Raw genomic sequence first — 23,588 nt, 5'->3', positions numbered from 1 at the left:
CTGGCTGGATCAGGTTCGGGACCGCGCCGGTTCGGTGATGACCGACTCGATCTTCGCGGCGAGGGGTTCGGCCCCGGCCGATTCCAGATAGAGATGGCCGCCGGGGAAGGTGAGGGTGGTGAGCGGCTGTACGCTGCTCCACTGCCACGGGGCGGTGTGCTCGTCGCCGAACGCGTCCTGTCGGCCCCGGCAGACGACGACGCGGCTCTCGGTCACGGTCCTGGACCGGGTACGGACGAACGAGTCGCAGATGTCGAAGTCGGCCCGCAGCAGGGAGACGGCGCGCGCGGCGATGTGCGGATCGCGGAGCGAACCGGCGTCCATCGCGCCGTACCGCGCGGCACGCCGCAGCACCTCCTCGTCGGAGGCGGGAACCTCGTCCTCGGCGAAGAGCGGTGAGGCGAGCCGCGGCGCGAGGTTGGCGGAGGCGAAGAGCACCCGGCAGCGCGGCCCTCCGCGCCGCTCCAGGGCCGCCGCCACTCCGAGTCCGAGGTAGGCGCCCATGCTGTGGCCGAAGATGGACAGATCGGTTTCGGCCCCGGCTTCACGGACCAGCAGCTCCGTCAGATCGCGCACCGCCTCGTCGGCGGTGTGCAGGGTGGGCTCGCGCCAGCGGCGGCCGCGGCCGGGAAGTTCGATCGCCACCGGCCTGATGTGGTCGGGCAGCAGCCGGATCAGCCGGCGGAACACGGCCGCCGAACCGCCGGCGTGGTGGAACAGGGCGAGCACGGCCATCGGTGCGCCTTCCGGGTCTGGGGGAGGGGCACCGGAGCGGCGTGACCGGTGACGGGGTTCGACCGGTCACGCGGCCCCGGGCGGACGGCGCGGTCGTCAGCTGCCGGCGGGCCGGGTGAAATCCCACGGGGTGAACGTGTAGTCCCGCCGGCTCCGGTCGGTCAGCCGGTTGATGCCGTGCTCGTCCTTGCCCGAGACGAGCACGGAGGCGAAGTTGTCGAGCGGGATCCTGCCGCCGTACTCGGCGACGTCCTCGGAGTCCGGGTAGATCTTGACGCTGGTCGGGACGTACCGGGTCGCGAACCCCATGCGGTAGTCCTTCTTGCTGCCCGTGTGCGGCAGCGAGCCGTGCATCAGGGTCGACCAGAAGATGACGCACTCGCCCGGCTGCATGACCAGGGAGAAGGCCTGCGACTCGTCGGGACGCCAGTCGGGGTCCTTCTGGAGCTGGCGGTAGTCGTAGCCGAAGAAGCCGCGCTTGATGCTGTCCTTCTCCGTCTTGTTGATCGTTTCCGGGTTGTAGGACATGCCGAGGGACTCGTCGTAGTTCATCACCCGGTGGGTGCCCGGCATGAGCTGGAGACAGCCGTTCTCCCTGGTGGAGTGGGTGAACGCGGTCCAGGCGGTGATCGTGCCGCCGAAGGCGGGCGCGTCGTTGACCTTGGGCCACTGGATCTGGGGCCGGCCGCTGGCGTTGCCGAATGTCGAGGCCTGGTGCCAGTCCGTCCCCTCGTCGCCCTGGTACTTCGGGAAGAACTCGGTGCGCCAGCAGAGCAGATCCGGACCGAGGATCGAGGAGACCCGCTCCGCGATGGCCCGGTTCATGATGTGCTCGCTGAGCAGATCGATGTCGAGGTGCCGGTCGTAGTTGGAGAGGTTGGTGACGGCGCCCAGCGAGTTCTCCGGATAGATGGCCAGGGAACGGTCCGGAATGGCCCGGCGTATCTCGTTCCAGCGCTTCTCCATGTCCTCCGGCTCGTACACCTTGAGCGGCCCGATGAAACCCTGCTCCTTGAACGTGGCGAGCTCTTCGGGGGTCAGTCGGAAGTCGGAAATCTGATCACTCACGGCTACTCCAGCTTCTGGTTGGAATGGGCATGGTGAACGAGGTCGCGCGTTATGCGGCGGGCTGTCCTGTCATACGGGTGTGGAGTTCCGTGACGGTCTCGCCGATGGATTGTTCGAACAGGGTTCTGACATCGAGTTCGTGACCGAACTTCTGCTGCACACGCACATTGATGTTCATGGCGAGGAGTGAGTGGCCGCCCAGGTCCAGGAAGTTGTCGGCCGGGGACGCGTCCGGCGCCTCAAGGAATTCACCCACCCAGTCGACGAGCAGCTTCTGTAGTTCCTGGAGGTCACCGGGGACAGAAACGGTCATTTTCTTCCTTGCTCCTCTCGTTGGGTCTCGTGCGAGCATCCCGCGAGGATGGGCGAGTGAGCCGACCGGGGATTCGCTGGACGCTCTGTTGCAGCTCTGCGCAAACACGCATGGTGCCTTGCGAGTTGAACTCTATAGCGGCTGTCACGATGGGTGGTAATGCCAATAGCTTGGGGGGTATGCGCGAAGAACATGCGTCTCTTCCGCCCCTCACGGGTCACCCGACCCAACAGACGCCGCCGTGCGCCCGACCACGTGTGGGTGGTGGGGCGCACGGCGGCGTCCGGGGCGGGGCGGGTCAGCGAGTGGGGGAGAACCTCACGATCCAGTCGGAGTCGCGGAAGTGAGTGGACACCCCGTTCCCCATCTGAGTCTTGTCGGGCGGCCCGGAGCTGGGGAACAGCGACGGTGCTACGCCGCGCCCCAGCTTCTCCTTCCAGGCGACCGCCCACTTCTCAAGCCTCGGGAATGCCTCCCGAACCGCCGTCCGGTTGACGAAGAAGTACTTCTGGTGGATGAAGCCCTTCCGGAGGTCTTCGTCCGAAAGCTTTCCCGCGTCCCTCAGCTCGTCCCATTTCTTCCGGGCCTCGGCCACCATCACATCGGAGGAGATGTGGACGTCGCCGTCGCTGGGTCCCACCGGCACCCCCTTCTCGTCGAGCGCCCCCAGCTTGTACAGCGTTTCGAACGGCCGGCGGGCCGGGCGCTCGGCGGGGGGCGTGGAGCCCATCCACGTCCGGAGCCTTTCCAGCGCCACGGGCTGCTCCGCCAGCTCCTCCTCGGTCGGGAAGTTCTTGTGGCGGCCCGAGAAGAAGAACGCCCAGGATCCCTGGAGCCTCACGTCGTACTCCTCGGGGCGCTCGCAGGCGGAGCACAGGGCCTTGAACAGGTCCGAGGACATGTCCTTGAACTGCCGCGGATTCGTGCCCAGCGGGGCCTGGTAGCGACGCCACCACTCGACCTGCTGCCAGGTCAGCCCGAGGAATGCCAGATCCCGGGGCCGGACGGCGTATCCGGTGTCGTCGTGCGGCCACCCCCGGAACCCCAGGCGCTGGCTTCCCGTGACCCTGCCGTCGGCGTCGATGAGCCCCTTGGTCCGGGCGTCCTGACGCCTCTTCGCGAAGGCGGCGTCCTGGTCGGCCGGCGCGCTCGCCCGGACGGTCTGTCCGGCGACGCTTCCGTCGGCTCCGCCGGCCGGCCAGGGGGGTGCCGCGGCGGTCGGAGCGACCGAGGGACCCAGGAGAACGAGAGCGGCGGCGGCGAGCACTCCCAGCCTTTGACGCTGACGTGACACCCTTTACCTCCAGCGGGAACTGCCTCGTGGTTCGCGCTTCTCGCGATCCACCCGCCGGATCAACGTCCGCCTCGCCGCCCAGGACACGGTCCGGGCCGGGGGAGCTCGCGGAACTCAGGGAGCGCAGACGACGCGCATGCACTGACCGCTCTGGGCGTTGTTGCCGGCCCGGTTGCCTCCGCCGTCGATGTTGCCCGGGTCGGCGTAGATGCCCCAGCTCTTGTTGTCGCGGGCGATGTTGCCCTGGAGGGTGTGGGCGGCCTTGGAGACGAAGATGCCGTCGCCCTTGTTGGCGCCGGCGGTGTTGCCGATCAGCTGGTTGCCGGCCCCGGGGGCCGCGTCCCCGGTGATCTGGATGCCCCGTGAGTTGTTCTGGCTCGCCTGGTTGTTCTGGAGATTGTTGTTGAGGGAGAGCCCCAGACTGATTCCGGTTCCGGTGGTGTTGCTCGCGATATTGGAATGGATCGCATTGTGGTGGGAGGAACTCAGCTCGATACCGCCGGTGTTTCTGCTGACGTCGTTGCCGGTGATGGTGTTGGAGTGGGACGCCTGGAGGGCGATCCCGCTGTCGCCGCTGCCCTGGATCGTGTTGGAGAGCAGCCGGTTCCCGGTGGAGTCGGAGACGGTCAGCCCGGCGTCCGCGCTCTGGGCGGACGAGTTGCCCTGGACGAGATTGGTGTTCGAGCCGAGCCGCAGAACGATCGCGCCGTCGCTGCTGTTGGCGATGGTGTTGGTCAGCAGGGTGTTGTCGCTGGATCCCTCCAGGACCAGGCCCGCGCCCCCGCTGCCGCTGATCCGATTGCCCTCGACGCGGTTGCCGCCGGCTCTCTGGACGAAGACGCCCCCGCCCTGGTTGCCGGTGAGCGTGTTGTCCAGGACCGTATTGCCGCCCGATCCGCCGGTGATCGTGACGCCTCTGTGCGACTGCCGGTCGATGAGGTTGTTGCGCACCCGATTCCCGCTGTGGGCGCTGTTGAGTTCCACGCCGGAGAATTCATTGTTCTGGACGGTAAGTTTTTCGACGATGTTTCCGGCCGTGCCGGTGTTGAGCCGTACTCCGTGGTCGAATTGCTGGACGAGCGCCTGAGTGCTGCCGCTGTTGGTGACGGTGACGTTCGCGAACCCGTCGTTCCGGATCCCGGATCCCAGGCCGACACCGTCGACGGTGCGTCCATTGAGGTCGATGGTGATGCCGCCGGCCCCGACGACCAGACCGTCGCCGGGGCAGTTGAGCAGGTCGGCGCCGAGGACGACGCTGGTCGTGACCGTCTGGCCGCAGGCGAGCGGCGCGGCGTGCGCCGCCGTCGCGGGCACCGTGCCCAGCAGCGCGGCCGCTCCCGCCACCGCGAACCACCTTGAACGGATCATGTCAAGTCTCCTTCTGGAGTGGATTCGCCCACCGGCCTCACGGGCCGGGCGCGGACCCTTGGGAACTGTGTGACGGGATGGATGATCCGACCCGCCTTCCCCAGGGTTGGGCGAAAACCTTCCGAAGGCCATAAGCGCGCGAAGGAATGACCTAAGACGCCCTGTCCAGCCGGGCACGGAGCGCGGACAGGCCGGTTCGGAGCCGCTGCGGGGGAGTGGGCGGCAGCGCGCGGGCCGAGCCGCGCGCGTAGTACCGCTCGACATAGAACTGCCCCGTGCTGAGCACGGTCGTGACGGCGATGTACCAGAGGGTCGCGACCATCAGCAGCGGGATGACCTGGTAGGTCTGGTTGTAGACCAGCTGCACCGAGTACAGCAGGTCGTGCACGGCCAGCACGCTGACGATGCTGGTGCCCTTGAGGGTGCCGATGAGCATGTTCCCCGCGGTCGGCACGATGGAGCGCATCGCCTGCGGGATGACGATCCGGTGCAGGGTGCGCCGTCTGCCGATGCCCAGGGCCTGGGCGGCCTCCGTCTGGCCGGATTCCACGGAGAGGATGCCGCCGCGCACCACCTCGGCGGCGTAGGCGGCCTCGTGCAGGGTCAGACCGATGACGGCGGTGAGAGTGGGGCCGAGCAGATTGACCGTCGTGACGGTGAGGAACTGGGGCCCGAAGGGGACGCCGATCCCGAGCGTCGGGTAGAGCGCGCCGATGTTGAACCAGAACAGCAGCTGCACCAGCAGCGGGGTGGACCGGAAGATCCAGACGTAGCCCCAGCTCAGCGTGCGCAGCACGGGGTTGGCGGAGAGCCGCATCACGGCCAGCGGAATGCCGATCAGAAAGCCGAGGACCATCACCGCGCCGGTCAGCCACAGGGTGAGCAGCAGCCCGTCGAGCACGGCGGTCGTGGTGAAGTACCGGCCGACCACACTCCACTGGAAGGCGGGGTTGCGGACGACGGAGTTGACCGCCATCGCGAAGACCAGCAGCGCGACGGCGGCCGTCAGCAGACGGCCGACATGCCGGCGCGGCACGATCCGGGGCGCGGCCTCGTCGGGGACCGGCCGGCCGGGGCCGGAAGCGGGGGTGTCGCCGAGGGCTCCGGGGCGCTCCGGGGGCGGGACGGAATCGGGCGCGGAAGCCGAAGCGGAGGCGGAAACGGAAGGGGAAACGGAAGGGGAAACGGAAGGGGAAACGGAAGGGGAAGCTGTGATGCGTGAGGGATCGGTGGTGTCGGACGGCGAGGCCATCAGGAGGCTCCAGGGGAGGGGCGCACACGGGCGACGGCGGCCACCCGGCGGCGCGCGTTCGTGGATGCCGCGCGGACACGGCGCGGTGCGGGGGCGTGACTGGTTCGGCGTCATCGCGATCGCCGCGTCCCTCAACGCGGCCGGCGCGGCTGCCGCGCGCGGCGGAGCCCGTCCGACCTCGATCGTATGCGCCCGACGCACACAGGTGTCAACCGCACGGAGAAACCTCTCAACGTCGCTCCATCACGCGGGACATGGTTGACGAGAAGCGAGATGTACTGCTCAATTAGTCGCATGATTGCCGAGCAGCGCCTGGTCACCCGTGATCACATCGACTTCGGTCGGGTGTGGTCCGCGGCGTGTTGCGCCTGACGCGGCAGTAGGCCCTCCGACCGGCCCTTTCCCTCCCTCGGTGACCCCGTTGCGGGCCGGATTCCGTCTTCGCGGCACCGTCGTGCGCCTGCCCCGAGCATGCGCCGAGTCCGTTGTGACAAGGGTCCGCGAGATCTGATCCGCGCCGCCGTCCCATCCCGCCCGAGGCCCGTGCCCCGGCGTCATCACACCCCGCTCACCATCCGGTTCCCAGCCCCCTGAAGCGCTGTCGCACCCCGGCCGTGCCGAGGGCTGCTCCGCCGCGCCCGAGCGCTGCCCCGCAGCGCGGCGGCCAGAGGATTTGAGAGAAGGCGATCTCCCGTGCCCGTGGAGTTCCTTGGCATCGCCGCCGACGGCGACGGCTCCGAAACGGCCCCGCGCCCCGACACCTCCGTGCGAGTGCGCCGCAGAACGGGGCGGCGCGTCGCCGCCGCCCTCGCGCTGCTGCCCGTACTCGCGCTGACCGCCTGCGGCTCCGGCGACGCCCCCGGGGCCGAGCCGGCGGGCGGCCGGTCGGCCGACGACCCGGTCGCCGACGTGCGCGAGGTGGCGTCCGTCGCGGCCCTGCTGCCCGCCGAGGTCCGCGAGGCGGGCACGCTGCGGATCGGCAGCTCCGTCGGAGCCCCGCCCGGCGCCTACTACCCGAACGGCTCGGACAAGCCGCCCGAGGGCCAGGACATCGACATCGCGGACGCGGCGGCCAAGGTCCTCGGCGTGCGGCTGGAGCGGCAGGACGCCTCCTTCGAGACGATCCTGCCCGCCCTCGGCAGCGGCAAGTACGACCTGGGCACCGGAAACTTCGGCGTCACCACCGAACGCCTGAAGACGATCGACTTCGTCACCTACATCAACGACGGCCAGGGCTTCGCGGTGAAGAAGGGCGGCACCGCGCTCACGAAGAAGGTCACCGACCTCACCCGGCTCTGCGGACTGACCATCGGCACCGGGGCCGGCACCACCTTCGAGGCGACCCTCACCGCACGGAAGGGCGTGTGCGCCAAGGCGGGGAAGAAGCCGTACGACGTGAAGGTCTACTCCGAGAACGGGGCCACCCTCACCGCGCTCCAGCAGGGCCGGATCGACGTGATCATGTCGACCATCAACGGCCTGCGCCACCAGGCGGCGCAGCCCGCCTCGCAGACCACCTTCCTCGGCGAGTACCACCGACTCGACGTCGGCTTCGCCTTCAAGAAGGGCTCCCCCCTCACCGAGGCGTTCCAGGCCGCCGTCAACGAGCTGATCCGCACCGGCGCCTACGCCCGGATCCTCAAGAAGTGGGGCACCTCCGCCTCCGCGACCGACACCTCGCGCATCAACCCGCCCGAGCACACGTGACGAGTGAGCGCAGCGCCCTCAAGGTCGTCCCCGCCCGCCACTACGCCCGCTGGGCGGCTGCCGTCGCCGTGGCCGTGCTGGTCGCCCAGTTCGCGCACGGGCTGGCCACCAACCCGGTCTGGGAATGGGGCGTCTTCAGCGAGTACGTCCTGTCCCAGACGATCGTGGACGCGGTGTGGGTGACCCTCCAGCTCACCTCCTACGCCACCGTCCTGGGCTTCGCCCTGGGCACCGTACTGGCCTTCATGCGGCTGTCGAGCAGCCCGCTGCTCCAGACCGTCGCCTGGACCTACATCTGGATCTTCCGGTCCATTCCGATGATCGTCCAGCTGGTGTTCTGGTTCAACCTCAGCGCCCTGTACGAGAGGCTGGGCGTCGGCATCCCGTTCGGCCCGGTGTTCTGGTCCGTCGACAGCAACAGCCTGATCGGCACCATGGGAGCCGCCATCATCGGGCTGACGCTGCACCAGGCCGCCTACGCCGCCGAGATCGTCCGGGGCGGCGTCGTCGCCGTCGACCACGGACAGCTGGAGGCCGCCGCGGCGCTGGGCATCCCCCGGCTCCGGCAGATCCGCCGGATCGTGCTGCCGCAGGCCATGCGCGCCATCCTGCCCACGGCCGGCAGCGAGATCATCAGCCTCCTCAAGGGCACCTCGGTGGTCTATGTGATGGCCATCGGCGAGCTGTTCTACCAAGTACAGGTGATCTACGGCCGCAACGGCCGGGTGATCCCGCTGCTGCTGGTCGCCACCGCCTGGTACGTGGTCCTCACCTCCCTGCTGTCGATCGCCCAGTACTACGTCGAGCGGTACTTCGCCCGCGGGGCCGACCGCACCCCGCCGCCCACCCCGATCCAGCGCGCCCGCCGCTTCGTACGCACCCTGCGCACCGCGGCCTCCCGGCGCGACCAGCCCGTCATCCCCCGGAAGAGCATGGGAGACAGCCGATGAGCGACCCGACGCCGGCCGCCGCCGAGGTGATGGTGGACGTCCACGGCGTGCACAAGAGCTTCGGCGCGCTTCAGGTGCTGCGCGGTGTCGATCTGCGGGTCCGCACCGGCGAGGTCACCGTGATCCTCGGCCCGTCCGGCTCCGGGAAATCCACCCTGCTGCGCACCATCAACCATCTGGAGAAGGTCAACCGGGGCTGGATCAGCATCGACGGCGAACTCATCGGCTACCGCCGCTCCGGCGACAAGCTGCACGAGCTGAAGGAGAAGGACGTACTGAAGCAGCGCACCCACATCGGGTTCGTCTTCCAGAACTTCAACCTCTTCCCGCATCTGACCGTGCTGGAGAACCTCGTCGAGGCCCCCGTCTCCGCGCTGCGCCGCCGCCGCAGGGAAGCGGAGGAGACCGCCCGCCGGCTGCTGGAGCGGGTCGGGCTCGCCGACAAGACCGACGTCTATCCGCGCCAGCTCTCCGGGGGCCAGCAGCAGCGCGTGGCCATCGCCCGCGCACTCGCCCTCGAACCGAAGGTGCTGCTGTTCGACGAGCCCACCTCGGCGCTCGACCCGGAACTGGTCGGCGAAGTCCTCGACGTCATCAAGGACTTGGCCCACACCGGAACCACCATGATCGTCGTGACCCATGAGATCGGCTTCGCCCGCGAGGTCGCCGACACCGTGGTGTTCATGGACGGCGGTCTCGTCGTCGAACAGGGCCCGCCCGCGGCCGTACTGGACGATCCGCAGCACGAGCGCACCCGCGCCTTCCTCTCCAAGGCCCTCTGACCCGCACCCTCCCCTCTCCACAGGCAAGGAGCGCGACCATGTCCGCCTCGACCGTCCGCCACACCACCGCAGCCGTGCTGGCACTGACCGCAGCCCTCGTCCTCGCCGCGTGCGGCAACCCCTCCGAGGGCGGCACGACCGGGGCGGCTGCCTCCACCAAGGGCACCGGCACCAGAATCAACACGAGCCCCGACCAGAACCGTGTCACCACCGACAAGGTCGACTCCATCGCCGCCAAGCTCCCCGAGCGGATCCGCAAGAGAGGCACCCTGGAGATCGTCGGCTCCTCCGGCTCCGACGCGCCCCTGACCTTCCACGCCAGCGACAACAAGACCGTCATCGGCGTCGAGCCCGACATCGCCCATCTGGTCGCCGATGTGCTCGGCCTCGAACCGCGCATGAACTCGGTCTCCTGGGAGAACATCTTCGTCGGCCTCGACAGCGCCAAGTACGACGTCGGCTTCAGCAACATCACCGACACCGAGGAGCGCAAGGAGAAGTACGACTTCGCCACCTACCGCAAGGACAACCTGGGCTTCGCGGCGAAGAAGGGCAGCGGACTGAAGATCGCCGGGCCCAAGGACGTGGCCGGCCGGACCATCGCCGTGAGCAGCGGAACCAATCAGGAGAAGCTGCTGGTCGAGTGGAGCGCGGAGGCCGTGAAGGCCGGTCTGAAGCCGGTGGACATCAAGTACTACCAGAGCGAGAGCGACACCTACCTCGCCCTCCAGTCCGGCCGGATCGACCTCTTCCTCGGCCCCCACCCGACCGCCGCCCACCAGGCGGCCACCACGGGCAGGAGCGAGGTCGTCGGCACCTACTCCGGGGCGGGCGCCACCCTCCAGGGCCTCATCGCGGCCACCACCAAGAAGGACAGCGGCCTGGTCGAGCCGCTCGCCGACGCGCTCAACGAGGTCATCCGCAACGGCGCGTACGCCAAGGTGCTCAAGCGCTGGGGCCTGTCCGACGAGGCCGTCTCCCGGTCCGAGATCAACCCGCCCGGACTGCCCAAGGGCGGCCAGTAGCACCCATTCGGGGACACGGGAGACCGCTCCGCCGGCGGTCTCGACCCGTGACCCCCGCCCCACCCCCCCATGCTCCCTAAGGATCCCCATGGCCACCGTCCTGTCCGTCTCCGGAAGTCCCTCCGCCGCCTCCCGCACCGCCCGTCTGCTGCGCCATCTGGACCGCCGGCTCACCGCCCAGGGCCACGAGGTGATCCCCCTGGACGTCCGCACCATCCCCGCCGATGCGCTGTTCGGCGCCGACTTCCGCCACCCGGCGATCGTCGGGGCGGCCGAACTGTTCGACCGCGCCGAGGGAGTCGTCATCGGCACGCCCATCTACAAGGCCGCCTACTCGGGGGTGCTCAAGTCCCTGCTGGACCTGTTGCCGCAGCACGCCCTGGCGGGCAAGACGGTCCTGCCGCTGGCGACCGGCGGGAGTCCGGCGCACATCCTGGCGATCGACTACGCCCTGCGCCCGGTCCTCAGCTCCATGGGCGCGGGGCACATCGTCCAGGGCTGGTTCACGCTCGACAAGGACATCGCGGTGGGCGACGACGGCACCGTCACCGTCGCCCGCGGCGCGGCCGAGGCCCTCGAACAGGTCGTCGACCGGTTCTCCGCCGCCCTCGACAGCCGTACGGCCCGTCTCGCGGCCGCCGGATGAGCGCCGCAGCCGCAGCCGCAGCCGCAGCCGCAGCCGACGCAGACGCCGACGCCGACGACCGCGCACGAGCGGGCGAAGACGACCGAAAGGCGTGAGTCTCCATGAGCCTCACCTTCCACTGGTTCCTGCCCACCAACGGCGACAGCCGCCACGTCGTCGGGGGCGGCCACGGCACCCCGGTCACCGCCACCGGCGGTGACCGGCCGCCGAGCGTCGGATACCTCGCACAGATCGCCCGCGCCGCCGAGGACCTCGGCTTCACCGGCGTACTGACCCCCACCGGCGCCTGGTGCGAGGACGCCTGGCTGACCACCGCCATGGTCAGCCAGCACACCGAGCGGCTGAAGTTCCTTGTCGCCTTCAGACCCGGCTTCCTCTCGCCCACCCTGGCCGCCCAGATGGCGTCCACCTTCCAGCGGCAGACCGGCGGCCGGCTCCTGCTCAACGTCGTCACGGGCGGGGAGAGCCCCGAACAGCGCACCCACGGCGACTTCCTCGACAAGGACGGCCGCTACGCCCGCACGGGCGAGTTCCTCCACATCGTCCGCGCGCTGTGGGACGGCGGGACCGTGGATCTGGCGGGCGAGCACCTGAGGGTCGAGGGCGCGCGGCTCACCCGGCTGCCCGACCCCGTCCCGGAGATCTACTTCGGCGGCTCCTCGCCCGCCGCGGCGGTGGTCGCCGCCCGCCACGCGGACGTCTATCTCACCTGGGGCGAGCCGCCCGCCGCCGTGGCCGGGAAGATCGCCCGCATCCGGGCGCTCACGGAGAAGGAGGGACGGAGCATCCGCTTCGGCATCCGCCTCCATGTCATCACCCGCGACACCTCAGCACAGGCCTGGGCCGAGGCCCGGCGGCTGCTCGACGGCTTCGACCCCGCGACCGTCGCCGCCGTACAGGCCGGGCTGGCCCGCAGCGAGTCCGAGGGCCAGCAGCGCATGCTCGCCCTGCACGGCGGCGGCCGGGAAGGGCTGGAGATCCACCCGAATCTGTGGGCCGGCATCGGCCTGGTGCGCGGCGGGGCCGGCACGGCACTGGTCGGCAGCCACACCGAGGTCGCCGAACGGATCACCGAGTACCACCGGCTCGGCATCGACGAGTTCGTGCTCTCCGGCTACCCCCACCTGGAGGAGGCCTACTGGTTCGGCGAGAACGTCCTGCCGCGCCTCACCGCCAAGGCCTCATAGCGGGTTCCCCGGCCCGCCGCCGGGCCCTCCCCGCACTCCGTGCGCACCAGGCCCCGGCGATCACATACGACCGACCAGGAAGGCACCCATCCCGTGTCCGCACTTCCCCCTCTTCACCTCGCCGTGGCGCTGGACGGCGCGGGCTGGCACCCGGCCGCGTGGCGCGAGCCGACCGCCCGGCCGGGCGAACTGTTCACCGCAGGCCACTGGGCCGGCCTCGTGGCCGAGGCCGAACGCGGCCTGCTCGACTTCGTCACCATCGAGGACTCCCTCGGACCGCAGTCCTCGCACCCCACGGACCCCGACGACCGCACCGACCAGGTGCGCGGCCGGCTGGACGCGGTGCTCGTCGCCGCCCGTGTCGCACCGCTGACCCGCAACATCGGGCTGGTGCCGACCGTGGTCGCCACCCACACCGAGCCCTTCCACCTCTCCAAGGCGATCGCCACCCTGGATTACGTCAGCACCGGCCGCGCGGGACTGCGGATCCAGGTGACGCCGAGGCCCAACGAGGCCGCGCACTTCGGCCGCCGTACGATCCCCTCCCTCGGCGCGGAGGACGTCGGCGACGCCGAGGAGTGGGACACCCCCGCCGCGCGGGAGCTGGTGGACCGCCTCTTCGGAGAGGCCCGCGACTATGTCGAGGTGGTGCGCCGGCTGTGGGACAGCTGGGAGGACGACGCGGAGATCCGCGACGCCGCCACCGAGCGCTTCATCGACCGCGGCAAACTGCACTACATCGACTTCGAGGGCCCCCACTTCAGCGTCAAGGGCCCTTCCATCACCCCCCGCCCGCCGCAGGGACAGCCCGTCGTCACCGCGCTCGCGCACCAGAGCGTCCCGTACCGACTGGTCGGCGGCTCGGCCGACATCGGCTACATCACCCCGTACGACAACGACCAGGCCCGCGCCGCGGTCGCCGAGATCCGCGCCGCCCAGGACGCGGCGGGACGGGCACGGGAGCCGCTGCACATCTTCGGCGACCTGGTGGTCTTCCTGGACGGCGACCGCGCGGCAGCCGAGGACCGCAAGGCACGGCTGGACGGCCTCGCGGGCGAGGTCTGGAGCAGCGACGCCCAGGTGTTCACGGGGACGCCCGCGGAACTCGCGGATCTGCTGCTGGAGCGGCGCGAGGCCGGTCTGAGCGGCTTCCGGCTGCGCCCCGGGGTGATCGGCCACGACCTGGAGGGGATCACCCGGGGGCTCGTGCCCGAACTGCGCCGCCGGGACGCCTTCCGGCACGCCTACGAGGCGGACACCCTGCGCGGGCTGCTCGGACTCGCCCGCCCCGCCAACCGCTACACCGCTGTCTGAAGCGGGAGGAGTCGACAGAACATGAGCGAGAACCCGACCACGGGCGCGTCGGCCACGGGCAGGCCCCTGAAGCAGATCCATCTCGCGGCCCACTTCCCCGGCGTCAACAACACCACCGTGTGGAGCGACCCGAGGGCCGGCAGCCACATCGACTTCAGCTCCTTCGCGCACTTCGCGCGGACCGCCGAACGCGCCAAGTTCGACTTCCTGTTCCTCGCCGAGGGACTGCGCCTGCGCGAACAGGGCGGACAGATCTACGACCTGGACGTGGTGGGGCGGCCCGACACCTTCACCGTCCTCGCCGCGCTCGCCGCCGTCACGGAACGGCTCGGTCTGACCGGCACCATCAACTCCACCTTCAACGAGCCCTACGAGGTGGCCCGCCAGTTCGCCAGCCTGGACCATCTCTCGGGCGGACGCGCCGCCTGGAACGTCGTCACCTCCTGGGACGCCTTCACCGGCGAGAACTTCCGGCGCGGCGGCTTCCTCCCGCAGGAGCAGCGGTACTCCAGGGCGCAGGAGTTCCTGACCACCGCCACCGAGCTGTTCGACTCCTGGCGCGGCGACGAGATCGTCGCCGATCAGCGGTCCGGCGTCTTCCTCGGGGACGCGCGGGCCGGGGAGTTCGCCCACCGGGGGGAGCACTTCGACATCGCGGGCCGCTTCAACGTGCCGCGCGGTCCGCAGGGCCGACCGGTGATCTTCCAGGCCGGGGACTCCGAGGCCGGCCGCGAGTTCGCCGCGTCGAGCGCCGACGCCATCTTCAGCAGGCACGACACCCTGGAGGCGGGCCGGGAGTTCTACGCCGACGTCAAGGGGCGCCTGGCCCGCCACGGCCGCGACCACGACCAGCTGCTCATCATGCCGGCGGCGACCTTCGCGCTCGGCGACACCGACGCCGAGGCGCGGGAGATCGCGCACGAGGTACGGCGCAGCCAGGTCAGCGGCCGGACCGCGATCAAGTACCTCGAACACGTCTGGAACCGGGATCTGTCCGGCTACGACCCGGACGGCCCGCTCCCGGACATCGACCCGGACCCCGGCGAGAACACCATCGCCCGGGGCCGGGCCAGCGTACGGATGTTCCGCGACCCGGTCGCCGTCGCCCGGCAGTGGCGCGAGCGCGCCGCCGCGGAGAAGCTGTCGATCCGCGAGCTGGTCATCGAGACCACCGGCCGGCAGAGCTTCATCGGCTCCCCGGCCACCGTCGCCGAGGCGATCGACACCCTCGTCCAGGCGGACGCCGCCGACGGCTTCATCCTGGTCCCGCACCTCACCCCCGGCGGCCTGGACGAGTTCGCCGACACCGTCGTCCCCCTGCTCCAGGAACGCGGGGTGTTCCGCCACGAATACACCGGCACCACACTCCGCGACCATCTCGGCCTGGCCCACCCCGACGCCCGCCCCGACGCCCGCGCCGAGCCGGAACCCCCGCGGGCGGCGTCATGAGATTCCTGGCCATCACCCTCATCGTGCACGCCCCCGATCCGGTGACCGGCGTCCAGAAGACGACCCGCGAGCGCTTCCGTGAAGTCGTGGACAACGCGCTGCTCGCCGAGGAGCTGGGATTCGACGGCTTCGGCGTCGGCGAACGCCACGAGCGGCCCTTCATCTCCTCCTCGCCCCCCGTCGTCCTCAGCCACCTCGCCGCGCTCACCTCCCGGATCCGGCTGTTCACCGCCGTCACCACCCTCAGCCTGCTCGATCCGGTGCGCGCGTACGAGGACTACGCGACCCTCGACCATCTGTCCGACGGCCGGCTCGACCTGATCATCGGCAAGGGCAACGGAACCGCTCAGCGCGAGCTGTTCCAGGTCACACCCGAGGACCAGTGGGACCGCAACTCCGAGGGCTACGAACTCCTCCGCCGTATCTGGCGGCAGGACAGGGTCAGCGCCTCCCCGCGCTTCCGCCCCGGGCTCACGGACGCCGAGGTCTGGCCGAGACCCTTTCAGCAGCCCGTCCGCGTCTGGCACGGCAGCGCGACGAGCCCGGACTCCGCCGACCTCGCCGCCCGCCACGGAGACCCGCTCTTCTCGGCCAATGTCACCCATCCGATAGAGCCGTACGCCGAACTGGTCCGCCACTACCGGGAGCGGTGGGAGCAGTACGGCCACGACCCGGCGCTGGCCGTCGTCGGCGCGGGAACGGCCGGCTACTTCGCCGCCCGCACCTCGCAGGAGGCGGTCGCCGCGTACCGGCCGGTCTTCGAGGGCCAGCTCGCCCTCCAGAGACGCCTGGGCATCGAACCGGTCTTCGCCACGCTGGAGGACTTCGTGGAGCGCAGCTCGGCGCTGATCGGCAGCCCCCAGCAGATCGTCGACAAGGTCCACCGCTACCACGAGCGGCTCGGACACAGCGTGCTCCATCTGCACGCCGACGCGTCCGGTCTCGGCGAGGCCCAGCACCGTGCCTCGCTCGAACTCTTCCAGTCCGACATCGCCCCGCCGCTGCGGCGGGGCATCCCCGACCCGCCCTTCGACTGGGCCCCGGTCCTCCCGGGACCCGGACCCGGGCCCGGGGACGCGCTGTAGCTAGCCGTCGACGCCCGGCGCGTCGACGAAGACGCCGCCGATCTCGGCCAGCCGCTGGACCGCGTACGCCGGGTCGATCAACGACTCGGGGGTGTGGATGCCCGGCGGGACGGCCTCGCCGCGCAGGCCGAGCAGCCGTTCGACGCCGAGCGCCATGCCGAGCGCCGTCAGGGGGCGCTGCCCCGCCGGGTGGACGAGGTAACGGCCGGTGCTGAACGGCGCGCCCGCCGAATCCGTTCCGTCGAGGTCGATCCGGACCTCGACGGGAGCGGGTTCGCCGCCGCGCCGGCCCGTGGACGCGCCGAGGGCGAAGTCGAAGCGGACGTTCGGCGCGCCCGTAGCGAGGGCGAGGCTCGTCACATCGAGGACGGCGATGCTCTGCCCGGGGTGGAGGGTGCCGTCGAGAGCGGGGACATCCGCTCGGGCCTCGGGGCCGTTCACCCAGGTGAAGACGGAGTCGCGGCGCACCAGTCCCGCCGTGGTGGCGGTGGACCAGCGCTCCAGGTCCGCCGCTCCCGCAGGCCCGCCGGTGTCCCGCTCGTCCAGCACGGCACCGATCCGGACGGTGTCGACCCGCCCGAACTCCCGGGCCGAGTCCAGTGCCGCGAGGGTGACACTGCCGGCGCACCAGTGGCTGGCCAGCAGGATCGGCGAGGCGCTCGCCCGCTGGGCCCCCGCGACGACCTCCGGCGCTATCTCCACCAGGCCGCTGGAGACGCTGAGATACGGCAGCCCCCGCCGCTGCGCGTAGCGCAGCCCGTGCAGGCGCTCGTCCCACAGCGCGGCGACCACCGCCGAGTGGTCGCTCCCGGCCGGCAGGCCGAGATCATCGCGCCGCAGATCGACGGTGACGGCTGTCGCGGTGCCCAGTTCGCCGGCCACCCGCCGGGCGCGGCCGAGGTCACGGCCCGCGATCGTCAGCGGCAGCGTCGGGTGCCATCGGCGCAGAAGGGCGGCGGTTCCCGCGCCGGCCTGGCCCGAACCGCCCAGGATCAGTACTGATTTCGGCTCTCCCACGGTGGGTTCCTCTCGCTTCCATCAAGTTACATTTTGTAGCCTACGTTTTGTAGCATAGCGTGGGGGTGCGACGCGAGGGAGGACCATGGCCACCACATCGACCCGGCTGTCCAAGCCGGCACGGCGGGAGCAACTGCTCGACACCGCCGTGGCGATCGTGCGCGCGCAGGGCGCGGACGGACTCACACTGGTCACCCTCGCGGAGGCCGCCGGGGTGAGCAGACCGATCGTGTACGACCACTTCGGCACCCGTCCCGGCCTGCTGCTCGCGCTCCACCGGCGGCTCGACGAACGCCACCGGGCCGCCGTCACCCGGGCGCTGGAGGCCACCGCGACCACCGCCCGCGAGGTCGCCCACGCCATCAGCACCGCTTACTTCGCCTGCGCCACCGACATGCCGGAACTCGCCTCCGTCTCCGCCGCGCTGAAGGGCGATCCGGAGATGGAGGCGGTCCAGCACGAGATCCTCGACAGCTACGCGACCGTGATGACCACGGCCCTCGCCCCGTACTCCGGCCTCCCGGCCGAAGCCCTCCGGCTGCGCTGCGCCGGGATCCTGGGCGCGGCCGGGGCGATCGCCGGCGAACTGAACCGGGGCCGTGTCACCGCCGCCGCCGCCATCACCGCGCTGACCGACGTGATCGTGGGCGCCCTCGCCACCGGGACCGACCGCTAGACCGGCCCGGCCCGGCCCGGCCAGGCCAGGCGGCCGTCAGGGGCGGCGGTGCACCGAGACGGCGTACTCCCCGCCGGTGTAGGGGGCGCGGGACCAGGTCGCGTATCTGGCTTCGAGGACGAGCCCCGCCGCACGGCAGTGGGCGTCGTAGTCGCGCAGGGTGTACCCCCGGTCGAGGGAGAACCCCGCGACAAGACGGCCCTCGGGCCGGACATGGCGCGCGACCCCGGCGACCAGGGCCTGTTCCGTTCCCGGCGGGGTGAACAGGGGGACATTGCCCGCCATCACCACGACGTCGAAGGAGACCCCCAGATCCAGGCCGGCCAGATCCCGCCGGTGCCAGGTGATCCCCGGCGCCAGCCGCCGGGCGGTGGCGAGCATCGACTCGTCGATGTCCACGCCGGTCACGGCGATCTCGTGCCGGGCCAGCTCGACGGCGACCCGGCCGGTGCCGCAGCCCGCGTCGAGGACGGTCCGGGGAGCGAAGGCGCGCACGAACGCGGCCTCGCCGTGGACGTCGCCGCCCTCGGAGGCGATGCGGTCGAACCGGGCCTGGTACTCGTCGCCGTTCCACGTCATGGGGTCACCCTCGCACAGGTGCCGCCCGGCCCTGGATCGCCCCGGGCGGCGGCCGGGCCGCAGGGGTTTGGCGGACCGGACGAAGGGATCGCCGATTCCCATGTCGGAACCTGCCCGGTCCCGCGCCATCGGTCACACTGCGTGTTGTGACGGATGCGCGAAGGGGGCGAACCGTGAACGCGGAGGGCCCCCCGCCCGGCCCGGCGGCGGAGTCGGCCGCGCTGGGCGCGGAGCAGCTGCGTGTGCTGCGGAGAGTGGGCCGGGAGTGGGGCAGGGGGATGGCGGCTCCCGAGGTGTGGCGCCGGGCCCTGCCGGTGGATCCGGATCTCGGGAGGTTCCCGCCCGTGGCGCGGCTGCGGTCCGCGGGCGCGGGCCGGATGGTGCGCGTCTCCGCCCTGGGGCCGCGCGCGGCAGGGGAGGGGGACGGTACGGAGGAGGTGCCGACGGGCGCGGGGGTACGGATCCGGCGTGTTCTGCTGGGGGTGCCGCTCAAGAGCTCCGCGGTCGTGACCGAGCGGATGCGCAAGCTGCTGGCGCTGCCCGTGCTCTCCGCCGACGCGGTCTCCTCGGTCGCCTACGGCCCGGAGGCGATGCTCGCGGTCCTGGTCCTGGCCGGTACGGCGGGGCTCGCGTACTCGCTCCCGGTCGCCGGGGCGATCGTGTTCCTCATGTTCGCGGTCGGGCTGTCGTACCGTCAGACGATCCGGGCCTATCCGCACGGCGGCGGCTCGTACATCGTCGCGAGCGACAATCTGGGCCGGACGCCCGGACTGGTGGCCGCCGCCGGGCTGATGACCGACTACATCCTCACCGTGGCCGTGTCGATCGCCTCGGGGATCGCGGCGATCACCTCGGCACTCCCCTCGCCGGCCCCCGCGACGGTGCCCCTGGGCGTCGGGGCGATCCTGCTTCTCCTGGCGGGGAATCTGCGCGGAGTCCGCCAGGCGGGAACGCTGTTCGCCGCCCCGACCTACGCTTTCGTCGCCGCCATGTTCGCGCTGATCGGCTTCGGTCTGGCGGACGCCGCCGACCGGGGATTCGAACCGGGGCCGGCCGCGGTGCCGGCGGTCACCGAGACCGTCGGGCTGCTGCTCATCATGCGGGCGTTCTCCTCCGGTGCCACGGCGATGACCGGAATCGAGGCGATCTCCAACGCGGTACCGGCGTTCAAACCCGTCGAATGGCGCAACGCCCGCACCACCCTGACATGGATGGTGGGGCTGCTCATCGCGATGTTCGCGGGAATCGTCGTACTCATCCACCTCGCCCAAGTGGTGCCCAGCGCGCAGGAGACCGCACTCTCCCAGCTCGCCCGTCTGAGCTTCGGCACGGGGTGGGGGTACGTCTTCGTCCAGGCGGCCACCGCCGCGGTACTGCTGCTGGCCGCGAACACCGCGTACAACGACTTCCCCCGGGTCCTGTCCCTGCTGGCGCGCGACGGCTACGCCCCACGGGTCTTTCTGCGCCTGGGCGACCGCCTCGCCCACAGCAACGGGATCCTCCTGCTCTCACTGGCCGCCGCGCTGGTCTTCGTGGCGTTCGACGGTCTGACCGGGGCGCTGATCCCGCTGTACGCCGTCGGAGTCTTCCTCGCCTTCACGCTCTCGCAGGCGGGGATGGTCGTCCACTGGTGGCGGCTGCGCGACCGCCACTGGCGCAAGAGCCTGTTCTTCAACGCCACCGGCGGTCTGCTGTCAGCCGTGGTCTTCATCACCGCGGGCATCAGCAAGTTCACCTCCGGGGCATGGGTGGCCATCGTCGCCGTCGCCCTGTTCCTCGTGGTCACCACCCGGATCCGCCGCCATTACGAGGCCGCCCGCGAAGCCCTGCGGCTCCACCCGCATCTGATCGAACTGCCCGCGCACAGCCCGGAGGGGCCGTCGCCGTCGCCGGAGCGGCGGCTGCCCCGAGTCGTCGGAGGGCGTACGGCGACAGCGGCCGGGAACGGGGAGGACGAGGAGCTTCCGGAAGAGATCCAGCACCTCTCGGTCGTCGCCCTCGCGAGCCTCGACCTCGCCGCCATGCGCACTCTCGCCTACGCGGCCTCGCTCCAGCAGCCGGTCCTCGCCCTGCACATCAGCCTCACCGAGGAGGAGGCCCGGCGCTTTCGCGACTACTGGACCCTCTGGGGCGACCATCTGCCCCTGGAGATCGTCGTCTCCCCCTACCGGGCCGTCGTCGCCCCGCTCGTCCACTGCATCGAGGGACTCCACCGGCAGCACCCCGGCCTCACCCTGACCGTGATCCTCCCGGAGATCGTCACCAGCCGGAGAAGTCATCAATTCCTCCACAGCCGCACCGCTTCCCGCCTGCGCCGCGCTCTGCGCCCCCTCCCCAAGATCGTCATCACCACCGTGCCCTTCCATCTGCAGCCCGGCCGCCCACTCCCGTCGGTTACCTCTGAGTGAGAGGTATTATGGGAGATATGTCAGATATGGGGCTGGTGCGAGAGTGGGGCGACCTGCTGACCGGCGTCAACCGACTGGTGCGCCGCGGTCTGCGCGGCGCTCAGACCGGCCCGCCGATCCCGGTGGCCCAGGCCGAGCTGCTGCGGCTGGTGCAGCTGAACCCCGGCATCCGGGTGTCGGCCGCGGCCGAGGAGCTGCGCCTCGCGGGGAACTCCGTGTCGACCCTGGTCCGGCAGTTGACCGGGCTGGGGCTCATGGCCCGGGAACCGGACCCCCGGGACGCCCGTGCGGCTCTGCTGCGCATCACGCCCGCGGCGGCCGAACGGCTGCGGGAGTGGGACGACCGCCGGGCCGCCCTCTACCGGGAACAGTGGCGGCGGCTCTCCGCCGAGGACCGAACCGCCCTGGCGGCTTCCGTGCCGGCGTTGCGCAGACTCGCCGCGCAGCTCCAGGAGCACACGCGCACGTATGCAGGGAAGTGACCCGGCCATGACCGACAGCGTCGTCGAATGCACCGGACTCGTCTACCGCTTCGGCACCACACGCGCGGTGGACGGAGTGGACTTCTCGGTCGCCGGAGGCGAGGTGTTCGGTCTGCTCGGCCCCAATGGCGCCGGCAAGACCACCACGATCAGGGCGATCACCACACTGCTCCCCGTCCGGGCCGGCATGATCCGGGTCTTCGGGCACGACGCGGCCAAGGAGAAGATCGCTGTACGGAGACTGCTCGGCTATGTCCCCCAGCAGCTCTCCGCCGACGCCGCCCTCACCGGGCGCGAGAACGTCACCCTCTTCGCCCGGGTGTACGACGTACCGCGCGGGGAACGCGCGCGCCGGGTCGACCGGGCGCTCGACGCCGTCGGTCTCGCCGAAGCGGCGGGCCGGATGGCGGGCACCTACTCCGGAGGGATGGTCCGCCGGCTGGAACTCGCCCAGGCCCTGGTCAGCTCGCCCCGGCTGCTGATCCTGGACGAACCGACCATCGGTCTCGACCCGATCGCCCGCACCACCGTCTGGGAGCGTCTCGGCGAGGTGCGGTCCGCCACGGGGATGACCGTTCTCGTCACCACCCACTCCATGGACGAGGCCGACCGCTACTGCGACCGGCTCGCCCTCATGCACCGGGGGAGGATCCGCGCGCTCGGCACCCCGGCGGGCCTCACGTCACAGCTCGACCGCCGGACTCCGGGGGCCCGCCCGGCCACGCTGGAGGACGTCTTCCGCCACTACGCGGGCAGCGGCCTCGACGACGACCGCACGGGAGGCGAATTCCACGATGTGCGCAGCACCCGCCGTACGGCGTCCCGCCTCGGCTGAACCGGCCCCTCTGCCCGTCGAGCCCTTCAGGGCGCACAGCGGCTGGGCCGTACTGCCCTCCCGGGTGGCCGCGCTGTGCACGGTGGAACTCCAGAAGCTCCGCCACGACCGGACCGAGCTGTACACCAGGGCGATCCAGCCCGCGCTCTGGCTGCTCATCTTCGGCGAGACCTTCACCAGGATCGGCGCGATCCCCACCGGAAACGTGCCCTACCTCGACTTCCTCGCCCCGGGGATCATCGCCCAGTCCGCCATGTTCATCGCCATCTTCTACGGCATCCAGATCATCTGGGAGCGGGACGCGGGGGTGCTCAGCAAACTCCTCGTCACCCCCACTCCCCGGGCCGCGCTGGTCACCGGCAAGGCGTTCGCCGCCGGGGTGAAGGCGCTGATCCAGGCCGTGGTCGTGATCCTGATCGCCGCCGCACTGGGCGTCGCGCTCACCTGGAACCCCCTGCGGCTCGCGGGGGTGGCGCTGGCGGTGGTGCTGGGGTCGGCGTTCTTCGCCTGCCTCTCGATGAGCATCGCCGGCGTCGTGCTCACCCGGGACCGGCTGATGGGCATCGGCCAGGCGATCACCATCCCCCTGTTCTTCGCCTCCAACGCCCTCTACCCGGTCGCGCTGATGCCCGGCTGGCTCCAGGCGATCAGCCGGGCCAACCCCCTGAGTTACGAGGTCGACGCCCTCCGGGGCCTGCTCATCGGCACCCCGGCGCATCTGCCGCTCGACTTCGGCGTGCTCGGTCTCGCGGCGCTGGCGGGCATCGTCTGCGCCTCCGCGCTGATGGGCCGCCTCGCCCGCTGAGCACCCGGGCCGAGGCTCCCGTTCAGGACGGCGGCCGGGGTTCGCCGGCCGCCTTCTCGGCGGAGCGCACCCGGGCGGCGAACTCCTTCGCGGGCATGCGTTCCAGTGTGCCGCCGTGGCGCTCGGCGAGGTCGTCGCCGGGCTCGGGGGAGGACTCGTGCAGCTCCACGATGAGCAAGGAGGCACCTTCGTCGACACGGCTGCTCAGCACGATCAGACCGGCCCCGCCCTCCAGCGCCTGCCGGTTCTCCGCCGCGCCGCCGAGGGCGGCACCCGCCGCCGTGCCCAGGAACACGCCCATCGGCCCGCCCAACAGCCCGAGCAGCCCGCCCACGAGCCCGCCGCCCGCCGTCGCTCTCCCGGCGCCCCGGACATGACTCTCCGGCACATCGAGCAGCCCTTCGGCCGACCGCTCCACGAGCGCCGCCTGCCGCAGCCCCGGAAGCCCGAGCGCCTCCTCGTAGGCGGACCGGCCCGCGTCCCGGTCGGTGAACGAGATCAGCAGCATCTGGTGGCTGTCCGCCATGGCGCGTTTCCCTCTGTGACATACCGGGGTGCTCTCCCCGGCCCTCCCAGTGGAACCCCTGTCCGGGCTCCCCGCCACAGGGAAC

23 protein-coding genes are annotated in these 23,588 nt (G+C 71.0%); 14 read left to right on the top strand and 9 right to left on the bottom strand.

Annotation, left to right across the window (positions count from 1 at the left end; all coding sequences use genetic code 11):
* Positions 1-9 precede the first annotated feature (9 nt).
* The 6 genes from ABD371_RS16090 to ABD371_RS16065 all read right to left on the bottom strand — a co-directional run bounded on the left by ABD371_RS16090 (position 10) and on the right by ABD371_RS16065 (position 6,030).
* The gene (locus ABD371_RS16090) at positions 10-735 is read right to left on the bottom strand and encodes a thioesterase II family protein (RefSeq protein WP_344477345.1); all 726 of its coding nucleotides are present in this window, start codon (positions 733-735) and stop codon (positions 10-12) included.
* Between the two features lie 96 nt (positions 736-831).
* A complete protein-coding gene (locus ABD371_RS16085; protein ID WP_344477343.1) occupies positions 832-1,803 on the bottom strand; it encodes a chlorinating enzyme in 972 nt (323 codons plus the stop codon).
* Positions 1,804-1,852: 49 nt separating this feature from the next.
* Positions 1,853-2,116, bottom strand: a complete 264-nt coding sequence (locus ABD371_RS16080; protein WP_344477341.1) for a phosphopantetheine-binding protein — start codon at positions 2,114-2,116, stop codon at positions 1,853-1,855.
* 298 nt (positions 2,117-2,414) lie between these two features.
* On the bottom strand, positions 2,415-3,383 hold the full coding sequence (locus ABD371_RS16075; protein ID WP_344477339.1) for a hypothetical protein: 969 nt from the start codon (positions 3,381-3,383) through the stop codon (positions 2,415-2,417).
* Between the two features lie 141 nt (positions 3,384-3,524).
* Complete coding sequence (locus tag ABD371_RS16070) at positions 3,525-4,778, bottom strand: NosD domain-containing protein (RefSeq protein WP_344477337.1); 1,254 nt, start codon at positions 4,776-4,778, stop codon at positions 3,525-3,527.
* 151 nt (positions 4,779-4,929) lie between these two features.
* Positions 4,930-6,030, bottom strand: a complete 1,101-nt coding sequence (locus ABD371_RS16065; protein ID WP_381733863.1) for an amino acid ABC transporter permease — start codon at positions 6,028-6,030, stop codon at positions 4,930-4,932.
* Positions 6,031-6,801: 771 nt separating this feature from the next.
* Between ABD371_RS16065 and ABD371_RS16060 the strand changes: the two genes are divergently transcribed.
* The 9 genes from ABD371_RS16060 (at position 6,802) to ABD371_RS16020 (ending at position 16,175) form a co-directional block, all read left to right on the top strand.
* Complete coding sequence (locus ABD371_RS16060; RefSeq protein WP_344477828.1) at positions 6,802-7,737, top strand: ABC transporter substrate-binding protein; 936 nt, start codon at positions 6,802-6,804, stop codon at positions 7,735-7,737.
* Positions 7,734-8,687: an amino acid ABC transporter permease gene (locus ABD371_RS16055; RefSeq protein ID WP_344477335.1), complete on the top strand. Its 954-nt coding sequence runs from the start codon at positions 7,734-7,736 to the stop codon at positions 8,685-8,687. Before ABD371_RS16060 ends, ABD371_RS16055 begins: the two co-directional genes overlap by 4 nt.
* Positions 8,684-9,469 carry an amino acid ABC transporter ATP-binding protein gene (locus ABD371_RS16050; RefSeq protein ID WP_344477332.1) on the top strand — a complete coding sequence of 262 codons (786 nt, stop codon included), beginning with the start codon at positions 8,684-8,686 and terminating at the stop codon, positions 9,467-9,469. The genes ABD371_RS16055 and ABD371_RS16050 overlap by 4 nt, the downstream gene beginning before the upstream one ends.
* A gap of 38 nt (positions 9,470-9,507) precedes the next feature.
* Positions 9,508-10,494 carry an ABC transporter substrate-binding protein gene (locus ABD371_RS16045; RefSeq protein ID WP_344477330.1) on the top strand — a complete coding sequence of 329 codons (987 nt, stop codon included), beginning with the start codon at positions 9,508-9,510 and terminating at the stop codon, positions 10,492-10,494.
* 88 nt (positions 10,495-10,582) lie between these two features.
* The gene (gene ssuE / locus ABD371_RS16040) at positions 10,583-11,140 is read left to right on the top strand and encodes an NADPH-dependent FMN reductase (RefSeq protein WP_344477328.1); all 558 of its coding nucleotides are present in this window, start codon (positions 10,583-10,585) and stop codon (positions 11,138-11,140) included.
* Positions 11,141-11,241: 101 nt separating this feature from the next.
* Positions 11,242-12,327 carry an LLM class flavin-dependent oxidoreductase gene (locus tag ABD371_RS16035; protein ID WP_344477325.1) on the top strand — a complete coding sequence of 362 codons (1,086 nt, stop codon included), beginning with the start codon at positions 11,242-11,244 and terminating at the stop codon, positions 12,325-12,327.
* Between the two features lie 93 nt (positions 12,328-12,420).
* Complete coding sequence (locus ABD371_RS16030; RefSeq protein ID WP_344477323.1) at positions 12,421-13,641, top strand: LLM class flavin-dependent oxidoreductase; 1,221 nt, start codon at positions 12,421-12,423, stop codon at positions 13,639-13,641.
* Between the two features lie 21 nt (positions 13,642-13,662).
* Positions 13,663-15,090: an NtaA/DmoA family FMN-dependent monooxygenase gene (locus ABD371_RS16025; protein WP_344477321.1), complete on the top strand. Its 1,428-nt coding sequence runs from the start codon at positions 13,663-13,665 to the stop codon at positions 15,088-15,090.
* A complete protein-coding gene (locus tag ABD371_RS16020) occupies positions 15,087-16,175 on the top strand; it encodes an LLM class flavin-dependent oxidoreductase (RefSeq protein ID WP_344477319.1) in 1,089 nt (362 codons plus the stop codon). Before ABD371_RS16025 ends, ABD371_RS16020 begins: the two co-directional genes overlap by 4 nt.
* Here the strand turns inward: ABD371_RS16020 and ABD371_RS16015 are convergent, their stop codons facing one another.
* The gene (locus ABD371_RS16015; RefSeq protein ID WP_344477317.1) at positions 16,176-17,192 is read right to left on the bottom strand and encodes a saccharopine dehydrogenase family protein; all 1,017 of its coding nucleotides are present in this window, start codon (positions 17,190-17,192) and stop codon (positions 16,176-16,178) included.
* 85 nt (positions 17,193-17,277) lie between these two features.
* Between ABD371_RS16015 and ABD371_RS16010 the strand changes: the two genes are divergently transcribed.
* Complete coding sequence (locus ABD371_RS16010) at positions 17,278-17,868, top strand: TetR/AcrR family transcriptional regulator (protein WP_344477315.1); 591 nt, start codon at positions 17,278-17,280, stop codon at positions 17,866-17,868.
* A 36-nt stretch (positions 17,869-17,904) separates the two neighbouring features.
* Here ABD371_RS16010 and ABD371_RS16005 read toward each other — a convergent pair whose 3' ends face one another.
* Positions 17,905-18,447, bottom strand: coding sequence for a class I SAM-dependent DNA methyltransferase (locus ABD371_RS16005; protein WP_344477313.1), 543 nt, complete (start codon positions 18,445-18,447; stop codon positions 17,905-17,907).
* A gap of 518 nt (positions 18,448-18,965) precedes the next feature.
* Between ABD371_RS16005 and ABD371_RS16000 the strand changes: the two genes are divergently transcribed.
* The 4 genes from ABD371_RS16000 to ABD371_RS15985 are packed head-to-tail and all read left to right on the top strand — an operon-like array spanning position 18,966 to position 22,977.
* Positions 18,966-20,855 (top strand): APC family permease, encoded by a 1,890-nt coding sequence (locus ABD371_RS16000; RefSeq protein ID WP_344477826.1) that lies wholly within the window; start codon positions 18,966-18,968, stop codon positions 20,853-20,855.
* Positions 20,856-20,872: 17 nt separating this feature from the next.
* A complete protein-coding gene (locus ABD371_RS15995) occupies positions 20,873-21,337 on the top strand; it encodes a MarR family winged helix-turn-helix transcriptional regulator (protein WP_344477311.1) in 465 nt (154 codons plus the stop codon).
* A gap of 7 nt (positions 21,338-21,344) precedes the next feature.
* The gene (locus tag ABD371_RS15990) at positions 21,345-22,172 is read left to right on the top strand and encodes an ABC transporter ATP-binding protein (RefSeq protein ID WP_344477309.1); all 828 of its coding nucleotides are present in this window, start codon (positions 21,345-21,347) and stop codon (positions 22,170-22,172) included.
* Positions 22,132-22,977 carry an ABC transporter permease gene (locus tag ABD371_RS15985; protein ID WP_344477307.1) on the top strand — a complete coding sequence of 282 codons (846 nt, stop codon included), beginning with the start codon at positions 22,132-22,134 and terminating at the stop codon, positions 22,975-22,977. The genes ABD371_RS15990 and ABD371_RS15985 overlap by 41 nt, the downstream gene beginning before the upstream one ends.
* A gap of 22 nt (positions 22,978-22,999) precedes the next feature.
* Here ABD371_RS15985 and ABD371_RS15980 read toward each other — a convergent pair whose 3' ends face one another.
* Positions 23,000-23,503, bottom strand: a complete 504-nt coding sequence (locus ABD371_RS15980) for a histidine kinase (protein ID WP_344477305.1) — start codon at positions 23,501-23,503, stop codon at positions 23,000-23,002.
* Positions 23,504-23,588: the final 85 nt, after the last annotated feature.

The sequence above is a fragment of the Streptomyces amakusaensis genome, from assembly GCF_039532665.1.
Taxonomy (GTDB): Bacteria; Actinomycetota; Actinomycetes; order Streptomycetales; family Streptomycetaceae; genus Streptomyces; species Streptomyces amakusaensis.
The sequence above is the reverse complement of the archived record's forward strand: the minus strand, read 5'-3'. Positions and strand labels throughout refer to the sequence as shown.

Coding starts and splice junctions, on each gene's coding strand:
- ABD371_RS16090 (WP_344477345.1), bottom strand. CDS start 735: ATGGCCGTGCTCGCCCTGTTCCACCACGCCGGCGGTTCGGCGGCCGTG.
- ABD371_RS16080 (WP_344477341.1), bottom strand. CDS start 2,116: ATGACCGTTTCTGTCCCCGGTGACCTCCAGGAACTACAGAAGCTGCTC.
- ABD371_RS16070 (WP_344477337.1), bottom strand. CDS start 4,778: ATGATCCGTTCAAGGTGGTTCGCGGTGGCGGGAGCGGCCGCGCTGCTG.
- ABD371_RS16065 (WP_381733863.1), bottom strand. CDS start 6,030: ATGGCCTCGCCGTCCGACACCACCGATCCCTCACGCATCACAGCTTCC.
- ABD371_RS16050 (WP_344477332.1), top strand. CDS start 8,684: ATGAGCGACCCGACGCCGGCCGCCGCCGAGGTGATGGTGGACGTCCAC.
- ABD371_RS16045 (WP_344477330.1), top strand. CDS start 9,508: ATGTCCGCCTCGACCGTCCGCCACACCACCGCAGCCGTGCTGGCACTG.
- ssuE (WP_344477328.1), top strand. CDS start 10,583: ATGGCCACCGTCCTGTCCGTCTCCGGAAGTCCCTCCGCCGCCTCCCGC.
- ABD371_RS16035 (WP_344477325.1), top strand. CDS start 11,242: ATGAGCCTCACCTTCCACTGGTTCCTGCCCACCAACGGCGACAGCCGC.
- ABD371_RS16025 (WP_344477321.1), top strand. CDS start 13,663: ATGAGCGAGAACCCGACCACGGGCGCGTCGGCCACGGGCAGGCCCCTG.
- ABD371_RS16020 (WP_344477319.1), top strand. CDS start 15,087: ATGAGATTCCTGGCCATCACCCTCATCGTGCACGCCCCCGATCCGGTG.
- ABD371_RS16010 (WP_344477315.1), top strand. CDS start 17,278: ATGGCCACCACATCGACCCGGCTGTCCAAGCCGGCACGGCGGGAGCAA.
- ABD371_RS16005 (WP_344477313.1), bottom strand. CDS start 18,447: ATGACGTGGAACGGCGACGAGTACCAGGCCCGGTTCGACCGCATCGCC.
- ABD371_RS16000 (WP_344477826.1), top strand. CDS start 18,966: ATGCGCAAGCTGCTGGCGCTGCCCGTGCTCTCCGCCGACGCGGTCTCC.
- ABD371_RS15995 (WP_344477311.1), top strand. CDS start 20,873: ATGTCAGATATGGGGCTGGTGCGAGAGTGGGGCGACCTGCTGACCGGC.
- ABD371_RS15990 (WP_344477309.1), top strand. CDS start 21,345: ATGACCGACAGCGTCGTCGAATGCACCGGACTCGTCTACCGCTTCGGC.
- ABD371_RS15985 (WP_344477307.1), top strand. CDS start 22,132: ATGTGCGCAGCACCCGCCGTACGGCGTCCCGCCTCGGCTGAACCGGCC.
- ABD371_RS15980 (WP_344477305.1), bottom strand. CDS start 23,503: ATGGCGGACAGCCACCAGATGCTGCTGATCTCGTTCACCGACCGGGAC.